We start from the raw sequence: 18,348 nt of genomic DNA on the forward strand, positions 1-18,348 counted from the left end.
TCAACTCGCTTTTTTATGCTGTGCACATACTCTACATTCAGTGTCAGACCTAATGGTTAAGGTTTGCCATTTGAGGCTCTTACCATCGAATAGATGTAATTGATTGGATTTGAAACCGACGTCATCTAACGCCAACACTTGCAACGTAGCTAACGCTTGATAGTTACCTATCGTGCCAACGACTGGGCCGATAATACCGCTATCACTGCACTTTAATGCGCGGTCAAAATCTTCCTCGGGAACCAAACACTGGTAGCAACCCGTTGTGGATTGGACGAAATTAAATACGGCAAATTGCCCCCGCCAACCAATTGCTGAGCCGGAAATTAGCGGTTTAGCTTGACGATGACAGATCCGGTTAATCAAATGCCGCGTTGGTAAGTTATCGCTGCAATCTAACACCGCATCAGCCATCATCACTTCTAAATTAAGTTGGTCCTCATTCAATCGCCGATTTAACTTACGTACATTGAGTTGACCGTTGATGCTCTGCATCTGATTTGCCATTGCATCGACTTTGTTGCTGTTGATGTCACTTTCTCTATAGATGACTTGTCGCTGTAAGTTACTGGTTTCAACAATGTCATCATCGCTGATCACTAAATTGCCAACACCAGCAGCAGCCAAATACATACCAGCAGCACTGCCCAATCCGCCACAACCGATGATCAGAACCGAACAACGGTTTAGCCTTGATTGCCCAACCTCGCCAATCTCTGGCAACGCGATTTGTCGTTGGTATCTTAGAAACGCACTATCACTCAACATAACTTAACTCCTTGCTATGCGCACGAGTGGCCATAACATGGTTAAATGCTTGAATCACACTTTGCGGTTCAGGAGATAAGGTAATCGCCCTAACCACAGCTAAGCTCGATACACCACATTGCCATACATTACTGGCGTTGGTTAGGTCGATACCACCAATCGCAACGGTTGGCACACCAACATCGTCAACATAAGGTATGCTATTGATTAGCTTTTGATACAGAGCCAAGCGCACCAGTCCTTGAGGTTCAGACGGCATTTGCTTGGTTGTGGTAGCAAAGATATGGCCCAATGCGATATAACTCGGCGCAATCTGAACAATTCGAAGCAGCTCGTAATAGCCGTGTGTCGAAAGTCCAAGTCTAATACCAGCATCGTAGAGTAGTTTTAGATTAGATTGTTCTAAGTCTTCTTGACCCAAGTGAACACCGTACGCTCCGTACTTTATTGCAATCTGCCAGTAGTCATTTATAAAGACCTGTGCTTCAAACTTCCTTCCGAGTTCAATCGTTCGCTTTATCTGCTGCTCCAAGTCCTCTTGATCTGGGTTCTTAATCCTAAGTTGAATGGTTTTTACACCTAGATGTAACAAGCGTTCTACCCAATCAACACTATCAACGACAGGATAGAGCCCCAAGTTGCGATCCGTTACAGTTTTAAATTGAATCTTATGTTGATTTACTCCCCAGCCCACTTTGATGCCTAGGCGTGAATCTTCAATAACTGGCGTGGGGAATTGTCTGTAGTCATGAGCCCATGTTTCACGTGAAACATTGCTCATTGCACGCGCCAAGGTCAAACAGTCTTCAAGCGGAAAATCGAGAGCAAACAGGGTCGTAACCCAAGCCAAGTGATGAGTATTGTTCGCTTCATTAACTGAATCAAAAGATAGAGCTCGAGTTTCATTAGTTAATGGATGATGCCAGATATCTAGGTAACGGTTACCGTCTCGAACAGCTAAACACACTGTGTTTATCGCTTGCTCGGAGCAATGCGACAACGGAATAGTACTGTTATAGCTAAGGACGTAAGAGGATAAATAGTCTTGGCTTTCACAAGGAGCCAAATCTGTATACAGATCTGCCACCAAACCAATAGTGCCATTGTGCTTAGCGACTAAAATGGTATGAGTTGGACTTACGCCCAACTCAATACCATCGACTATAAATCCTTGTTGATTCGCTCGTAATAAGCATTGCTGAACAATACCTGTAAGCTCGATACAATCAGCAGGAATAAGGATTTTAGTCATCACTCCTCCACTTGAGCCGTCACAGCTGGGTGATATAGTTCTGAACCCGTAGCGAGAAATTCTTGTGATTTCTGACGCATACCTTCAAGCGGGTCATCCAACATCTTGATAGATACAGCATGGTCTGCAGCAACTTGCTCAGTATCTTTGGCGTACTCTCGCACCTCTTGTGATATTTTCATCGAGCAAAACTTGGGACCACACATTGAGCAGAAATGAGCGACCTTACCTGACTCCTGTGGCAAGGTCTCATCATGGAAAGCTCGCGCAGTTTCAGGGTCAAGGGCAAGGTTAAACTGGTCTTCCCACCTAAATTCAAAGCGAGCTTTAGACAGTGCATTATCACGCACTTGTGAACCAGGATGGCCCTTGGCTAAGTCAGCGGCATGTGCTGCAAGCTTATAAGTAATCAAACCGGTCTTTACATCTTCTTTGTTCGGTAGCCCCAAGTGCTCTTTAGGTGTGACATAACAAAGCATCGCACAACCGTACCAACCGATCATTGCAGCGCCGATCCCGGAAGTAATGTGGTCATAACCAGGAGCGATATCAGTGGTCAAAGGACCAAGGGTATAGAAAGGCGCTTCATGACAATGCTCAAGTTGCACCTCCATATTCTCTTTGATCATATGCATAGGTACATGGCCAGGGCCTTCAATGATGACCTGTACATCGTATTCCCAAGCGATCTTAGTCAATTCACCTAAAGTACGTAACTCTGCAAACTGCGCTTCATCGTTAGCATCGGCAACTGAACCCGGACGCAGTCCATCACCGAGAGAAAGTGCTACATCGTACTTAGCACAGATTTCGCAAATTTCACGGAAGTTAGTATATAGGAAACTTTCCTGATGATGGGCCAAACACCATTTAGCGATGATTGAACCACCGCGAGAAACGATGCCAGTGACACGTTTCGCCGTCATTGGCACATAACGTAACAATAACCCTGCGTGAATAGTAAAGTAATCTACCCCTTGCTCAGCTTGCTCAATCAACGTATCTCGCATCACTTGCCAATTAAGGTCCTCAGCGACACCGTTAACCTTTTCTAGTGCTTGATACATAGGAACCGTCCCAATTGGCACTGGACTGTTCCGCAGTATCCATTCTCGAGTTTCGTGAATATGACGCCCGGTCGACAAATCCATTACGGTATCGCCACCCCAACGCGTTGCCCAAACCAATTTCTCCACTTCTTCTTCAATTGACGACGATACCGACGAGTTACCAATATTGGCGTTCACTTTGACTAAGAAGTTCCGGCCAATAATCATTGGTTCGGACTCAGGGTGGTTAATATTGGAAGGAATAATTGCCCGACCTTGTGCGACTTCTTGTCGAACAAATTCAGCAGTAATGTCTTTAGGTAGGTTAGCACCAAAGCTGTGCCCTGGATGCTGTTGGTTTAATACCTCGTCGCGATATTTAGCTCGGCCCATATTTTCACGTAGCGCGATATATTCCATCTCTGGCGTGATAACACCTTTACGTGCGTAATGGAGTTGAGTGACACACTGGCCAGCCTTAGCACGTCGTATATGGGGTAGATTGCCATAGCGCAGGTCATCAAGCGTCTCGTCTTCCAACCTTTCTTTTGTGTATACAGAGCTAACATCATCAAGGATCTCAGTATCTGCTCGCTCTTCAATCCAACCCTCTCTAAGCTTAGGTAAGCCACTGTAGAGGTCGATAGAGTAATCAGGGTCTGTGTATGAACCCGAGGTATCATAAACACGTACAGGCTCGTTTGGCTCGAAGCTTGGGTTATCTTTTGTGCCACCGACTAAACTGTCAGCGAGAGTGATTTCGCGCATCGGTACACGAATATCAGCACGACTTCCTTCGACGTAGATTTTTTTTGAATTTGGGTACGGCTGTACCGATAGAGTATCAATGAATTGTTTTGCTTCCAGTCTCGCTTGCTTGCGACTCGACATAGCATTTTTCCTTATTATGAATAATTTTGGATAAAAATGCTTGGCGGAAAGATGCGACAAGAGGAATCGAAAATAGGGAAGAACCCTAAATCAATTTTGGATAGACGATCAGCATGATGCTGATGGAGATATCTTCTCTCGTTCCCTTCGCAGATACTAATCTGATCAGGTTCAACGGATCCCGAATTAACGGTCTCAGCCTTTAGGCACTCCGACAAGTGAAATCAGTATATAAAAACGGCTTGGTTAAACCAAGCCGTAAGTTCTAAAAATAGTCAGATGTGATAACTGGTTAGCTTTTGATCAAAAGTTGAAAGCCAATCCAAGCAGCAGAAATACTCAAAAAGACATTTAATAGTATGTTTAGCCCCATTTTAACAAAGGCACCTTGCTGCATAAGCAGAACATTATCCATAGAAAAAGTGGAAAATGTCGTTAGTGCGCCGAGAAAACCTAAGCCGATAATTTGCCGCCATGGCTCAGGAGCAAGGATCTCATTTTCAAATGCAGCGACCAGTAGACCCATAACAAAAGAGCCAATAACGTTAACGGCGAGCGTTCCATATGGAAAGCCCCGGCCGAATAACTGAACGCACAACTCGGAAATTAGGTAACGAGAACATGCGCCAAAAGCCCCACCCAGAGCAATAAAGCTCAATATTGAAAATTGACCCATTAGTCTCTCCTAAAAGTGATGACATGATTCTACCGATAATGAGTGAATTTTCGACAAAAAATTCAGCAATATCGTCCCATCAACAGGATTACTTTAAAAAAGTTACAGCTGTCACGTAAATCAACCTTGAACATAAAAATCATCACCCCTACTGGATATGAACCGGTACAAGTTTTGGAAAGCAGTATGACGTGATTCTGATGACAGTTTGGGGCGGAAATCCGAAAGTACCTATCTTTGTTGGCGCTAGATAACAAAAACCTCAACCGAAGCTGAGGCTTTCTACACCAAAAGGGAAATATGGCAGGGGTGGAGAGATTCGAACTCCTAACACGCGATGATTTTTGGTATTGGCGGGATCCGCTGCTCTGCCAATTGAGTATTACAGTAAACTAATCCAAACGGCAGATGTAAAAAAGCCCCAGTCTTACGACTGAGGCTTCTTAATGATGGCAGGGGTGGAGAGATTCGAACTCCCAACACGCGATGATTTTCGGTATTGGCGGGATCCGCTGCTCTGCCAATTGAGTATTACAGTAAACTAATCCAAACGGCAGATGTAAAAAAGCCCCAGTCTTACGACTGAGGCTTCTTAATGATGGCAGGGGTGGAGAGATTCGAACTCCCAACACGCGGATTTGGAATCCGCTGCTCTGCCAATTGGAGCTACACCCCTAAATTTTAAATTCTATAGATTCAAAAAAACCTCGCAAAAGCGAGGTCTTGAAATCTGGCGGAGCGGACGGGACTCGAACCCGCGACCCCCGGCGTGACAGGCCGGTATTCTAACCAACTGAACTACCGCTCCGCAATGGTTAGACACTTAAGTCTAAGTTTTGCTTCTAGATATAATCTTAATTAAAAGGCTTAAATCTAAAAACTAAATTAAAGCCTGGCGATGTCCTACTCTCACATGGGGAGACCCCACACTACCATCGGCGCTAATTCGTTTCACTTCTGAGTTCGGCATGGAAATCAGGTGGGTCCAAATCGCTATGGTCGCCAAGCAAATTCTTAAAATTCGGAAAGCTGTAAAAGTTCGTCACACATTCAATATTCTTGCTTTGAGTCCAATCAAAACCCTTTGGGTGTTGTATGGTTAAGCCTCACGGGCAATTAGTACAGGTTAGCTCAATGCCTCGCAGCACTTACACACCCTGCCTATCAACGTTCTAGTCTTGAACAACCCTTTAGGACACTTAAAGTGCCAGGGAAGACTCATCTCAGGGCTCGCTTCGCGCTTAGATGCTTTCAGCGCTTATCGATTCCGAACTTAGCTACCGGGCAATGCCACTGGCGTGACAACCCGAACACCAGAGGTTCGTCCACTCCGGTCCTCTCGTACTAGGAGCAGCCCCCTTCAATCTTCCAACGCCCACGGCAGATAGGGACCGAACTGTCTCACGACGTTCTAAACCCAGCTCGCGTACCACTTTAAATGGCGAACAGCCATACCCTTGGGACCGACTTCAGCCCCAGGATGTGATGAGCCGACATCGAGGTGCCAAACACCGCCGTCGATATGAACTCTTGGGCGGTATCAGCCTGTTATCCCCGGAGTACCTTTTATCCGTTGAGCGATGGCCCTTCCATTCAGAACCACCGGATCACTATGACCTGCTTTCGCACCTGCTCGAATTGTCATTCTCGCAGTCAAGCGGGCTTATGCCATTGCACTAACCACACGATGTCCAACCGTGTTTAGCCCACCTTCGTGCTCCTCCGTTACTCTTTGGGAGGAGACCGCCCCAGTCAAACTACCCACCAGGCACTGTCCTCACCCCAGATAATGGGGCTAAGTTAGAACATCAACACTACAAGGGTGGTATTTCAAGGTTGACTCCACCGATACTGGCGTACCGGTTTCAAAGTCTCCCACCTATCCTACACATGTAGGGTCAATGTTCAGTGCCAAGCTGTAGTAAAGGTTCACGGGGTCTTTCCGTCTAGCCGCGGGTACACTGCATCTTCACAGCGATTTCAATTTCACTGAGTCTCGGGTGGAGACAGCGTGGCCATCATTACGCCATTCGTGCAGGTCGGAACTTACCCGACAAGGAATTTCGCTACCTTAGGACCGTTATAGTTACGGCCGCCGTTTACCGGGGCTTCGATCAAGAGCTTCGACCGAAGTCTAACCCCATCAATTAACCTTCCGGCACCGGGCAGGCGTCACACCGTATACGTCATCTTACGATTTTGCACAGTGCTGTGTTTTTAATAAACAGTTGCAGCCACCTGGTATCTGCGACTCTCAATAGCTCCATCCGCAAGGGACTTCACCGTCAAGAGCGTACCTTCTCCCGAAGTTACGGTACCATTTTGCCTAGTTCCTTCACCCGAGTTCTCTCAAGCGCCTTGGTATTCTCTACCCGACCACCTGTGTCGGTTTGGGGTACGATTCCTTACAATCTGAAGCTTAGAGGCTTTTCCTGGAAGCATGGCATCAATGACTTCACATCCGTAGATGCTCGACATCGTGTCTCAGCGTTATGAAAGTCCGGATTTACCTAAACCTTCCGCCTACGCACTTGAACCTGGACAACCGTCGCCAGGCCCACCTAGCCTTCTCCGTCCCCCCATCGCAATTGTAAGAAGTACGGGAATATTAACCCGTTTCCCATCGACTACGCCTTTCGGCCTCGCCTTAGGAGTCGACTTACCCTGCCCCGATTAACGTTGGACAGGAACCCTTGGTCTTCCGGCGTGGAGGTTTTTCACCCCCATTATCGTTACTCATGTCAGCATTCGCACTTCTGATACCTCCAGCAAACCTTACGATTCACCTTCAACGGCTTACAGAACGCTCCCCTACCCAATACAGTAAACTGTATTGCCGCAGCTTCGGTGTATAGCTTAGCCCCGTTACATCTTCCGCGCAGGCCGACTCGACTAGTGAGCTATTACGCTTTCTTTAAATGATGGCTGCTTCTAAGCCAACATCCTAGCTGTCTAAGCCTTCCCACATCGTTTCCCACTTAGCTATACTTTGGGACCTTAGCTGGCGGTCTGGGTTGTTTCCCTCTCCACGACGGACGTTAGCACCCGCCGTGTGTCTCCCGGATAGTACTTACTGGTATTCGGAGTTTGCAAAGGGTTGGTAAGTCGGGATGACCCCCTAGCCTTAACAGTGCTCTACCCCCAGTAGTATTCGTCCGAGGCTCTACCTAAATAGATTTCGGGGAGAACCAGCTATCTCCAGGTTTGATTGGCCTTTCACCCCTAGCCACAAGTCATCCGCTAATTTTTCAACATTAGTCGGTTCGGTCCTCCAGTTGATGTTACTCAACCTTCAACCTGCCCATGGCTAGATCACCTGGTTTCGGGTCTATATCCAGCAACTCGACGCCCAGTTAAGACTCGATTTCTCTACGGCTCCCCTAGATGGTTAACCTTGCTACTGAATATAAGTCGCTGACCCATTATACAAAAGGTACGCAGTCACCCAACAAAGTGGGCTCCTACTGCTTGTACGTACACGGTTTCAGGTTCTATTTCACTCCCCTCACAGGGGTTCTTTTCGCCTTTCCCTCACGGTACTGGTTCACTATCGGTCAGTCAGTAGTATTTAGCCTTGGAGGATGGTCCCCCCATATTCAGACAGGATATCACGTGTCCCGCCCTACTCGATTTCACTGATTATGATGTGTCGGTTACGGGGCTATCACCCTGTATCGCGAGACTTTCCAGACTCTTCACCTGCATCATTAAAAGCTTAAGGGCTAGTCCAATTTCGCTCGCCGCTACTTTCGGAATCTCGGTTGATTTCTTTTCCTCGGGGTACTTAGATGTTTCAGTTCCCCCGGTTCGCCTCATTAACCTATGTATTCAGTTAATGATACGTGCTTATGCACGTGGGTTTCCCCATTCAGAAATCCCAGACTCAAAAGGTTGTTACTACCTAATCTGGGCTTATCGCAAGTTACTACGTCTTTCATCGCCTCTGACTGCCAAGGCATCCACCGTGTACGCTTAGTCACTTAACCATACAACCCGAAAGGGTCTTTGTTAGCAACCAAAGTTGTCTGCATTTTTATACATGTGCAGACACGATTTTGCCGGACTCAAATATTAAACATCACAACGTATTGTGCTGTTTCCAAGAACACTTGAATGTGTGTTGGTACCTAAATCACCTCTATTTCAAAGTAAGTTAGGATTTGAGAACTTTTATTGAACAACCACCAATCACGGTCGTTGTTCGTCAGCTTTCCAAATTGTTAAAGAGCAATCATAGCTCGAAGCTTGCGCTTCAAAACCATCAATCTGTGTGGACACTCATCGTGAGTAATCATCGTATAAGGAGGTGATCCAGCCCCAGGTTCCCCTAGGGCTACCTTGTTACGACTTCACCCCAGTCATGAACCACAAAGTGGTAAGCGTTCTCCCGAAGGTTAAACTACCTACTTCTTTTGCAGCCCACTCCCATGGTGTGACGGGCGGTGTGTACAAGGCCCGGGAACGTATTCACCGTGGCATTCTGATCCACGATTACTAGCGATTCCGACTTCATGGAGTCGAGTTGCAGACTCCAATCCGGACTACGACGCACTTTTTGGGATTCGCTTAACATCGCTGTCTCGCCGCCCTCTGTATGCGCCATTGTAGCACGTGTGTAGCCCTACTCGTAAGGGCCATGATGACTTGACGTCGTCCCCACCTTCCTCCGGTTTATCACCGGCAGTCTCCCTGGAGTTCCCGACATTACTCGCTGGCAAACAAGGATAAGGGTTGCGCTCGTTGCGGGACTTAACCCAACATTTCACAACACGAGCTGACGACAGCCATGCAGCACCTGTCTTACAGTTCCCGAAGGCACACCTGCGTCTCCGCTGGCTTCTGTAGATGTCAAGAGTAGGTAAGGTTCTTCGCGTTGCATCGAATTAAACCACATGCTCCACCGCTTGTGCGGGCCCCCGTCAATTCATTTGAGTTTTAATCTTGCGACCGTACTCCCCAGGCGGTCTACTTAACGCGTTAGCTCCGAAAGCCACGGCTCAAGGCCACAACCTCCAAGTAGACATCGTTTACGGCGTGGACTACCAGGGTATCTAATCCTGTTTGCTCCCCACGCTTTCGCATCTGAGTGTCAGTATCTGTCCAGGGGGCCGCCTTCGCCACTGGTATTCCTTCAGATCTCTACGCATTTCACCGCTACACCTGAAATTCTACCCCCCTCTACAGTACTCTAGTCCGCCAGTTTCAAATGCTATTCCGAGGTTGAGCCCCGGGCTTTCACATCTGACTTAACGAACCACCTGCATGCGCTTTACGCCCAGTAATTCCGATTAACGCTCGCACCCTCCGTATTACCGCGGCTGCTGGCACGGAGTTAGCCGGTGCTTCTTCTGTCGCTAACGTCAAAGAATACCGCTATTAACGATACCCCCTTCCTCACGACTGAAAGTACTTTACAACCCGAAGGCCTTCTTCATACACGCGGCATGGCTGCATCAGGCTTGCGCCCATTGTGCAATATTCCCCACTGCTGCCTCCCGTAGGAGTCTGGACCGTGTCTCAGTTCCAGTGTGGCTGATCATCCTCTCAGACCAGCTAGGGATCGTCGCCTTGGTGAGCCATTACCTCACCAACTAGCTAATCCCACCTGGGCATATCCTGACGCGAGAGGCCCGAAGGTCCCCCTCTTTGGCCCGTAGGCATCATGCGGTATTAGCCATCGTTTCCAATGGTTATCCCCCACATCAGGGCAATTTCCCAGGCATTACTCACCCGTCCGCCGCTCGACGCCCAACAAATCACCCGAAGGGTCAATGTTGTCGTTTCCGCTCGACTTGCATGTGTTAGGCCTGCCGCCAGCGTTCAATCTGAGCCATGATCAAACTCTTCAATTTAAGTTTTTTCGGCTCAATGAATACTGACTTCAAAACTGCGCTTACTCGAAAGTAAACGGTAATTTTAAAGCTATTATCATTCCAACAGAATGATAATGAATTGACTGTGCCAAATAACTACACGTAGCTATTCGTATTGGTCACTCAGTTCATTGAACCCAATGTGTTTCCGAAGAAACTGTCATTGCCTAAGCAATAACCTATTGGATTATCATCAACGAGTGCCCACACAGATTGATAGGTTTAAATTGTTAAAGAGCGGTCGTTTGAGCCTTGCTCGAAACGGACGGCCATTTTAGCGAGTTAAAGTTTAGTGTCAATCACTATTTTCAAACTTTTTCAAGCGTTTCCACTTGGCTAGATGACCTGCTAACCGGTAACTCGATTCTTTCGAAGCGTTCCCGTGTCAGCGAGGGGGCATTATAGAGATCGCAGTTCTGTTGGCAACCCCTTTTTTGCGTTTTTTTAAACTTTTTTATTGTTCGATTAAAATTTACTCTAAAAGGCCTATAAATCTAGCCTTTCTCTATAGATTTTGAAATTTATCGGCAAATAGAGTTACTTTTTCCCAGTTAGTATACTCAACTTCTTTACTAGTATCTGTTTCGCCACCCGTCATACTCATGATGAATTTAATCATGGTTTTATCAAACCAATTATAACGCGGGTAATAAAGTGCCCCAGCAAAGACACCTATCAACTCGGGCTGCCAAGGTGACTTACTCAAAAACGTTTTAATATAAGCACTGCCTTCTGGCGTATCTTTCGCTTGATCTTCTTTGCGAGCGGTCAGGTTGACACAAAAGAATGCTGATTTGGCTGTTTGTAACTGAGACAAGTTACGTTCAATAAATTGATAAAGCTTTTTATTAAGATGACCATAACGAATCGACGCACCAATCAAAACACGTTGATACTGACTGAAGTCAACACTCTCTACTGAGTGCAGGTCAATCATCTCGCAGTCGAACTCTTTCATCTGCTCACTAATGTGTTGGAAAATCTTTTTCGTTTGACCTTCTCGGGTCGAATAAAGGAACAGAGCTTTTGCCACATTATCTCCTTAGTTATTAGCTGCGCCAAAACGTCGGCGTGAGTAGTATCAGTAGTGTGAAGATTTCTAATCGGCCAAACAACATAGAAATAATCAATACCCATTTGGCCTTATCGTTCACATCACCAAAATGCAATGCCACTTCGCCAAGTCCCGGCCCCAAATTATTTAACGTTGCCGCCACAGCAGAAAACGCGCTCAGCTCATCCATACCTGTGGCGATTAAACCAAGCATACAAACCACAAACACTAACGCATAGGCTGAGAAAAATCCCCACACCGCGTCTACTACTCGTTGTGAAAGAGCGCTGCCACCTACCTTGATGGTATAGACGGCGCGTGGATGGACTAAACGTTTCAGCTCACGCACCCCTTGTAAGGTAAGAAGCAAAATACGGATAACCTTCATGCCGCCGCCCGTAGACCCGGCGCATCCGCCAATAAAAGAAGAGAACAGTAGCAGCACAGGTAAAAATAGCGGCCACTCGGAAAACCCCGTAGTTGTAAAACCTGCCGTGGTAGAGATTGACACCGTTTGGAACAATGCTTGATCAAACGCATCATAAAACGAATCGTAGGAGTTGTGATTAAGCAGAATTAACAGGCAGACTACAAACAGTAAGCCCTGAATAAAGAAGAAGGCACGAAACTCCGGGTCTTTCCAATAATATTTAGGATGAACCCCACCCGATGCAAATGCGGCAAAGTGAAGTGAGTAGTTACACGCAGAGATAAGCAGAAACACAACTGTGATCAGATTAATCGCGTAACTGTCAAAGTATCCCATACTGGCATCATGGGTTGAGAACCCCCCAATCGCAATGGTAGAAAAGCTATGGCCTATAGCATCAAACGGTGTCATACCTGCTAGCCAAAAGGCGACTGCACATGCAATCGTCAAGCTAAGATAGATATACCATAGCGCTTTAGCGGTTTCGGCAATTCGTGGCGTCATTTTCGAATCTTTAACTGGACCAGGAATTTCCGCCCGATAAAGCTGCATTCCACCGATACCGAGTACTGGCAGTATCGCAACGGCTAAGACGATGATCCCCATACCGCCAAACCACTGTAAAAACTGTCGATAAAACAAAATCGCTTTGGGCAAATCATCTAGGCCAACAATCACCGTCGCCCCAGTGGTCGTCAAAGCAGAAAATGATTCGAAAAACGCATCGGTCACCGACACATTCGGATTATCTGCAATCAAGAATGGCAATGAGCCCGCGCTACCGATAACCGTCCAGAACAGAACCACGATCAGAAAGCCATCACGTGCTTTTAATTCATGCTTATGATGACGATTAGGGAACCAACAAACCGTGCCACAAAACAGCAAGACAAAGAAAGTGGTCACGAAAGGCACACCAGCGCCGTCTCGATAGATCAACGCCACCAACGCAGGCGCGAGCATAGAGACACTAAAAAGGGCGAGTAAGAGCCCGACGATGCGAATAATTGATCGAAATTGCATGAATAGACTTATTTGTGAAGCGTGGCTTCCGACTTCCTAGTTATCTTATGATTTATCCAATGTGGTAACTATTACCTTGGCACCGCTTTTGTTGACTATGGTCTGGGTAAAATCACTGACTTGGCGCAATTCGATCTCTACCACCATTGTGACCAATTCGGTGTAATCGGCTCCAACCTCATGAGCAGAAAATTGAGGCAGTAAAGACTGTACGATTGGCACAAAACCATAGTCTAACTCTAGTCGTAACTTTGTGGTTATTTTTTTCTCAATAGTTTGAAGCGACTTAAGGGCTTGTTGTACGCCACCGCCATACGCTTTGACTAATCCACCAGTTCCAAGCTTTATCCCCCCCGAGTAACGGGTTACCACTGCGCTAATCTCTCCAACGCCACTGCCTGCTAGTTGGGCCAGTATCGGCTTACCTGCCGTTCCCGAGGGTTCACCATCATCACTAAATCCCCAACGCATGGAGTCTTCAGGTCGGCCAGCAACAAACCCCCAGCAATTATGTCGAGCATCAGAATGACGTGCTTTAACTTGATGAACAAACGCCTTCGCCGCGGCCACACTAGGCGTGTGCGCTAAATAAGTAATAAAGACACTTTTCTTTATTTCTTCTTCAAATTGAGTTGCTTGGGCGGGTATTAAGTAAGGCTGGTCATTCATGGTCTTGATAGATTTCGATTGATTAAGGCAGTGTAGCATGAGTGCGATTTGAACGTCGCCTAAGATCTGCCCAAGCGCACAATGTTAAACACTTGTTTAAAAAATGTATTGAATTTAACTAACGGCAAGTCCAAACTAAAACCACTGGTCTAACCAGAATATAAATATAACCACTTTCCTTTATAGTGTCTCATGCCTCTTCACCTTGATGTTGAGCCAAGATGTTATACACACAATCCAAGATTGTATGTCATGGAGATAGACAATGATTTACCAAGCCGAAACCCTACAGGTAAAGGAATTACAACACGGAATCGCAGAACTTAGCTTTTGCGCTCCCGCTTCTGTTAACAAACTTGATCTCGCGACTCTTGAGTCATTGGATAAAGCGCTTGATGCACTCAAAGCGCACAGCTCGCTAAAAGGGCTAATGCTAACGTCAGATAAAAACACGTTTATCGTTGGCGCTGACATTACTGAGTTTCTAAGCCTGTTTGCGAAACCAGAACAAGAGCTCGATCAATGGCTACGTTTTGCCAACAGCATCTTTAACAAACTCGAAGATTTACCAGTACCGACCATCTCCGTACTTAAAGGACATACCTTAGGCGGCGGATGTGAGTGTGTACTCGCTACCGACATGCGTATCGGTGACAAAACCACCAGCATTGGTCTACCAGAAACCAAGCTCGGCATTATGCCTGGATTTGGTGGCTGTGCTCGCTTACCGCGCGTGCTTGGGGCTGACAGCGCAATGGAAATCATCACTCAAGGTAAAGCTTGTCGAGCTGACGAGGCGCTGAAACTTGGTCTGCTTGATGCCATTGTCGATGCAGAGACATTGCATCAATCAGCACTAGCCACTCTTGAACAAGCAATCAATGAAAAGCTTGACTGGAAAGCACGTCGCAAGCAAAAAACCTCAGCACTTTCGCTAAGTAAGCTCGAATCAATGATGAGCTTTACGATGGCAAAAGGTTTAGTCGCGCAAAAAGCGGGGCCTCACTACCCTGCACCGATGACAGCCGTTGTGACTATTGAACAAGGTGCTCGCTACGCTCGTGATGAAGCACTCGACATCGAACGCAGCAACTTCATCAAACTGGCGAAGTCACAAGAAGCTCAGGCGTTGGTGGGACTATTCCTTAATGACCAATACATTAAAGGTATTGCTAAAAACGCCGCCAAAGCCGCCAACAAAGAGACTCAACGTGCAGCGGTTCTTGGGGCTGGTATTATGGGTGGCGGTATTGCTTATCAATCGGCGCTTAAGGGCGTACCAGTGTTGATGAAAGACATTGCTCAAGCGTCACTAGACCTAGGCATGACAGAAGCGTCGAAATTGCTCAATAAGCGCCTGTCACGCGGTCGTATTGATGGCTTTAAAATGGCTGGTATTCTTGCCTCCATTACTCCTAGTTTGCATTATGCAGGCATCGAAAACTCTGATGTAATCGTAGAAGCGGTGGTGGAAAATCCGAAAGTGAAAGCCGCGGTTCTCAGTGAAGTAGAGCAATATGTGGGTGATGATACTGTGATCACCTCAAATACATCGACCATTCCAATTAACTTGTTGGCCAAGTCGATGAAACGCCCAGAGAACTTCTGTGGTATGCACTTCTTCAACCCGGTACATCGAATGCCATTGGTCGAAATTATCCGTGGTGAGCACACATCAGATGAAACCATCAACCGTGTGGTTGCGTACGCTGCGAAGATGGGTAAATCACCTATCGTCGTCAATGACTGTCCAGGATTTTTCGTTAACCGCGTGCTTTTCCCATACTTTGGCGGCTTTAGCCAGTTGTTACGTGACGGCGCAGACTTCACTCAAATTGATAAAGTGATGGAGCGTAAGTTTGGTTGGCCAATGGGCCCTGCGTATTTACTCGATGTAGTCGGAATTGACACCGCTCATCATGCTCAAGAAGTGATGGCACAGGGTTTCCCTGAGCGCATGGGCAAAGATGGCCGCGACACTATTGACGCTCTATTTTCAGCCAATAAATATGGCCAGAAAAACGGCTGCGGATTTTATACCTACAGCGTTGATAAACGTGGCAAACCGAAGAAAACCTTCAGTGATGACATCCTCCCGCTATTAGCAGAAGTGTGCCAGGCCGCTCAAGCGTTTGACGAACAGACGATTATTGAACGCATGATGGTGCCTATGATCAATGAAGTGGTGCTGTGTCTGCAAGAGAAGATCATTGCCTCGCCACAAGAAGCCGACATGGCGCTAGTTTACGGCTTGGGCTTCCCTCCATTCCGCGGCGGTGTATTCCGTTACCTAGATAGCATTGGTATTGCAGAGTTTGTCGACATGACCAAAAAATACCAATCGTTAGGTGCTATGTATCAAGCCCCTCAATTACTGATTGATATGGCAGCTAAAGGTGACACCTTCTACGGCACTCAACAGCAAGGTTCAATCTAAGGAGAGATTCGCAAATGTCTATTACAAGAAATGTTGTCATTGTAGATTGTCTACGTACCCCAATGGGTCGCTCTAAAGGTGGTGCCTTCCGTCATACTCGTGCTGAAGATCTCTCTGCGCACCTTATGAAAGGTATCTTGGCGCGTAACCCTGAGGTTAATCCAAGTGAAATTGAAGACATTTATTGGGGCTGTGTTCAACAAACACTAGAGCAAGGCTTTAACGTTGCGCGTAACGCAGCGCTATTGGCGGGACTACCGATTGAGATTGGTGCGGTCACGGTCAATCGATTGTGTGGTTCTTCGATGCAAGCACTGCACGACGGTACCCGAGCGATAATGACTGGTGATGCAGAAATCTGCCTGATTGGGGGCGTAGAGCACATGGGTCATGTGCCCATGAGCCATGGGGTAGACTTCCACCCTGGTATGTCAAAAAACGTCGCCAAAGCGGCTGGCATGATGGGACTCACGGCAGAAATGCTTGGTAAAATGCACGGCATTAGCCGCGAGCAACAAGATCAGTTTGCTGCGCGCTCTCACGCACGTGCACAAGCCGCTACGGTAGAAGGTCGCTTTAAAAACGAAATTCTACCCACGGAAGGTCATGCCGCTGACGGAACGTTATTTATGCTCGATCATGATGAAGTCATTCGTCCAGAAACCACAGTAGAAGGCTTATCTCAACTTCGCCCTGTGTTTGATCCAGCCAATGGTACCGTGACAGCGGGCACTTCATCAGCGTTATCTGATGGCGCATCAGCGATGTTGATCATGAGCGAAGATAAAGCCAACGAGCTTGGTCTGAAGATTCGTGCACGAGTCAAAGGTATGGCTATTGCTGGCTGCGATCCTTCGATCATGGGCTACGGACCTGTTCCTGCTACGCAAAAAGCACTGAAACGTGCAGGCCTATCAATTGAAGATATGGATGTGGTTGAGCTTAACGAAGCGTTCGCCGCTCAATCACTACCATGTGCCAAGGACCTCGGTCTATTGGATGTCATGGACGAGAAGGTCAACCTTAACGGCGGCGCTATCGCACTCGGCCACCCTCTCGGTTGTTCAGGTTCACGTATCTCAACCACATTGATTAACCTCATGGAAGCTAAGAATGCCAAATACGGCTTAGCAACCATGTGTATTGGTTTAGGCCAAGGTATCGCCACGGTATTTGAACGTCCTTAACATCAACCCTCTGAACATCAACGCCAGCTTTTTGCTGGCGTTTTTTCTTTAGTACGCTTGAAGCCAATCTTGATGAAGCTGCTGGCTGCTGCCCAGGTAATTTACCATCCACTCAATCAAACGGTGATTATCGTCTTTACGCCATACCAAACAACACTGGCTGAGCGGTTTTTCATCTGGCAAGGTTTTTTCTACCAACACCCCATCGTTAATCAGTGGCATCGCAATATGACGAGGCATATACCCAACACCAATACCATTCTTTAAACACTCAATTGCACTGTACCAGTTAGGTAACAGTAGTCGACGCTGCTGCGGGTAATGGCCTGTATGCCTCTTGGGTAATACACTTGAGGTATCATCGAGACAGATCGCTGGAAACTGACTAACAAAAGCTTGGTTCAAGTTTTGCTGCTTAACGCAAGGATGGCTTGGCGACATGACAAATGCCCAATCTAACGCCCCCATATCACGGACTTCGAAATCACCTCCAACTGGCACCGCCGATGTTGCCCCAATAACAATATCAGCCCGCTCTTGGGCTATCGCTTCCCAAGAGCCATTAAATACTTCCATATTGATCTGTAGCTCAGCAAACTCAAACTCTCGGTAAAAGTCTTCAACCAAAGGCTTAAGTTTGTCGAGTTTCACTACATTATCTAGCGTCAGTTTCAGTGTTGATTGCCAACCGTGTGCCGCGCGCCGTGTTTGCGCTTTAATCTCTTCCATTTGCCTGAGCAGCATGCGCGCTTCAGTAATAAACAGTTCGCCTGCGGCGGTCAATTTCACCTTACGCGGAAGGCGATGAAACAGCACCACATCCAATTCTTTTTCAACTTGTCGCACACCGTAGCTAATCGCTGAGGGAACTTTGTGCAGTACTTGAGCGGCCGCGGTAAAGCTACCAAGGCGTGCAACCGTATCCAACATTTCCAACGATGATTTGGAATACATACCTTAACCCTTCAAAAAATTTGATTGATGACAAACAATTTTATCGTTTTATTTTCTTAAAATCTAAAAATAGAATAGCGAGGTA

10 protein-coding genes, 2 tRNA genes, 3 rRNA genes and 1 riboswitch are annotated in these 18,348 nt (G+C 46.9%); of the genes, 2 read left to right on the forward strand and 13 right to left on the reverse strand.

The features are described 5' to 3' along the window. The 12 genes from ViNHUV68_RS14255 to ViNHUV68_RS14310 all read right to left on the reverse strand — a co-directional run bounded on the left by ViNHUV68_RS14255 (position 1) and on the right by ViNHUV68_RS14310 (position 13,685). Positions 1-768 (reverse strand): HesA/MoeB/ThiF family protein, encoded by a 768-nt coding sequence (locus ViNHUV68_RS14255; protein ID WP_038175555.1) that lies wholly within the window; start codon positions 766-768, stop codon positions 1-3. Next, positions 758-2,020 carry a thiamine phosphate synthase gene (locus tag ViNHUV68_RS14260; protein WP_391088680.1) on the reverse strand — a complete coding sequence of 421 codons (1,263 nt, stop codon included), beginning with the start codon at positions 2,018-2,020 and terminating at the stop codon, positions 758-760. The genes ViNHUV68_RS14255 and ViNHUV68_RS14260 overlap by 11 nt, the downstream gene beginning before the upstream one ends. Next, a complete protein-coding gene (gene thiC, locus ViNHUV68_RS14265) occupies positions 2,020-3,960 on the reverse strand; it encodes a phosphomethylpyrimidine synthase ThiC (RefSeq protein WP_391088682.1) in 1,941 nt (646 codons plus the stop codon). The genes ViNHUV68_RS14260 and thiC overlap by 1 nt, the downstream gene beginning before the upstream one ends. 125 nt (positions 3,961-4,085) lie before the next feature. Next, positions 4,086-4,184: riboswitch (TPP riboswitch) on the reverse strand. Positions 4,185-4,252: 68 nt separating this feature from the next. Further along, positions 4,253-4,636: a fluoride efflux transporter CrcB gene (gene crcB, locus ViNHUV68_RS14270; RefSeq protein WP_391088684.1), complete on the reverse strand. Its 384-nt coding sequence runs from the start codon at positions 4,634-4,636 to the stop codon at positions 4,253-4,255. Positions 4,637-5,235: 599 nt separating this feature from the next. Continuing rightward, a tRNA-Trp gene (locus ViNHUV68_RS14275) sits at positions 5,236-5,312 on the reverse strand. Positions 5,313-5,367: 55 nt separating this feature from the next. Beyond that, positions 5,368-5,444: transfer RNA gene (locus tag ViNHUV68_RS14280), tRNA-Asp, on the reverse strand. Positions 5,445-5,526: 82 nt separating this feature from the next. Further along, positions 5,527-5,643: ribosomal RNA gene (rrf, locus tag ViNHUV68_RS14285) — 5S ribosomal RNA — on the reverse strand. Positions 5,644-5,731: 88 nt separating this feature from the next. Continuing rightward, positions 5,732-8,622 (reverse strand): 23S ribosomal RNA (locus tag ViNHUV68_RS14290). Positions 8,623-8,935: 313 nt separating this feature from the next. Beyond that, positions 8,936-10,488, reverse strand: a 16S ribosomal RNA gene (locus ViNHUV68_RS14295). The 16S, 23S and 5S rRNA genes sit together here with 2 tRNA genes alongside, the layout of an rRNA operon. 526 nt (positions 10,489-11,014) lie before the next feature. Beyond that, complete coding sequence (gene hemG / locus ViNHUV68_RS14300; protein WP_391088686.1) at positions 11,015-11,542, reverse strand: menaquinone-dependent protoporphyrinogen IX dehydrogenase; 528 nt, start codon at positions 11,540-11,542, stop codon at positions 11,015-11,017. A 16-nt stretch (positions 11,543-11,558) separates the two neighbouring features. After that, a complete protein-coding gene (locus ViNHUV68_RS14305) occupies positions 11,559-13,016 on the reverse strand; it encodes a TrkH family potassium uptake protein (RefSeq protein WP_038175762.1) in 1,458 nt (485 codons plus the stop codon). A gap of 45 nt (positions 13,017-13,061) precedes the next feature. Further along, positions 13,062-13,685 (reverse strand): YigZ family protein, encoded by a 624-nt coding sequence (locus ViNHUV68_RS14310; protein WP_038175871.1) that lies wholly within the window; start codon positions 13,683-13,685, stop codon positions 13,062-13,064. Positions 13,686-13,950: 265 nt separating this feature from the next. Here ViNHUV68_RS14310 and fadB point away from each other — a divergent pair, with 265 nt between their 5' ends. Further along, positions 13,951-16,122 (forward strand): fatty acid oxidation complex subunit alpha FadB, encoded by a 2,172-nt coding sequence (fadB, locus tag ViNHUV68_RS14315; protein ID WP_391088688.1) that lies wholly within the window; start codon positions 13,951-13,953, stop codon positions 16,120-16,122. Between the two features lie 14 nt (positions 16,123-16,136). Next, the gene (gene fadA, locus ViNHUV68_RS14320; protein WP_391088690.1) at positions 16,137-17,309 is read left to right on the forward strand and encodes an acetyl-CoA C-acyltransferase FadA; all 1,173 of its coding nucleotides are present in this window, start codon (positions 16,137-16,139) and stop codon (positions 17,307-17,309) included. Between the two features lie 48 nt (positions 17,310-17,357). Here the strand turns inward: fadA and punR are convergent, their stop codons facing one another. After that, positions 17,358-18,263: a DNA-binding transcriptional activator PunR gene (punR, locus tag ViNHUV68_RS14325; protein WP_038175765.1), complete on the reverse strand. Its 906-nt coding sequence runs from the start codon at positions 18,261-18,263 to the stop codon at positions 17,358-17,360. Between the last annotated feature and the right edge of the window lie 85 nt (positions 18,264-18,348).

Origin of the sequence: Vibrio sp. NH-UV-68 (assembly GCF_042940635.1) — a bacterium.
Taxonomy (GTDB): domain Bacteria; phylum Pseudomonadota; class Gammaproteobacteria; order Enterobacterales; family Vibrionaceae; genus Vibrio; species Vibrio pacinii.

Bases quoted from the DNA above. Each gene is read 5' to 3' on its own strand.
- ViNHUV68_RS14255 (WP_038175555.1), bottom strand. From the start codon at position 768: ATGTTGAGTGATAGTGCGTTTCTAAGATACCAACGACAAATCGCGTTG.
- ViNHUV68_RS14260 (WP_391088680.1), bottom strand. From the start codon at position 2,020: ATGACTAAAATCCTTATTCCTGCTGATTGTATCGAGCTTACAGGTATT.
- thiC (WP_391088682.1), bottom strand. From the start codon at position 3,960: ATGTCGAGTCGCAAGCAAGCGAGACTGGAAGCAAAACAATTCATTGAT.
- crcB (WP_391088684.1), bottom strand. From the start codon at position 4,636: ATGGGTCAATTTTCAATATTGAGCTTTATTGCTCTGGGTGGGGCTTTT.
- ViNHUV68_RS14305 (WP_038175762.1), bottom strand. From the start codon at position 13,016: ATGCAATTTCGATCAATTATTCGCATCGTCGGGCTCTTACTCGCCCTT.
- ViNHUV68_RS14310 (WP_038175871.1), bottom strand. From the start codon at position 13,685: ATGAATGACCAGCCTTACTTAATACCCGCCCAAGCAACTCAATTTGAA.
- fadB (WP_391088688.1), top strand. From the start codon at position 13,951: ATGATTTACCAAGCCGAAACCCTACAGGTAAAGGAATTACAACACGGA.
- fadA (WP_391088690.1), top strand. From the start codon at position 16,137: ATGTCTATTACAAGAAATGTTGTCATTGTAGATTGTCTACGTACCCCA.
- punR (WP_038175765.1), bottom strand. From the start codon at position 18,263: ATGTATTCCAAATCATCGTTGGAAATGTTGGATACGGTTGCACGCCTT.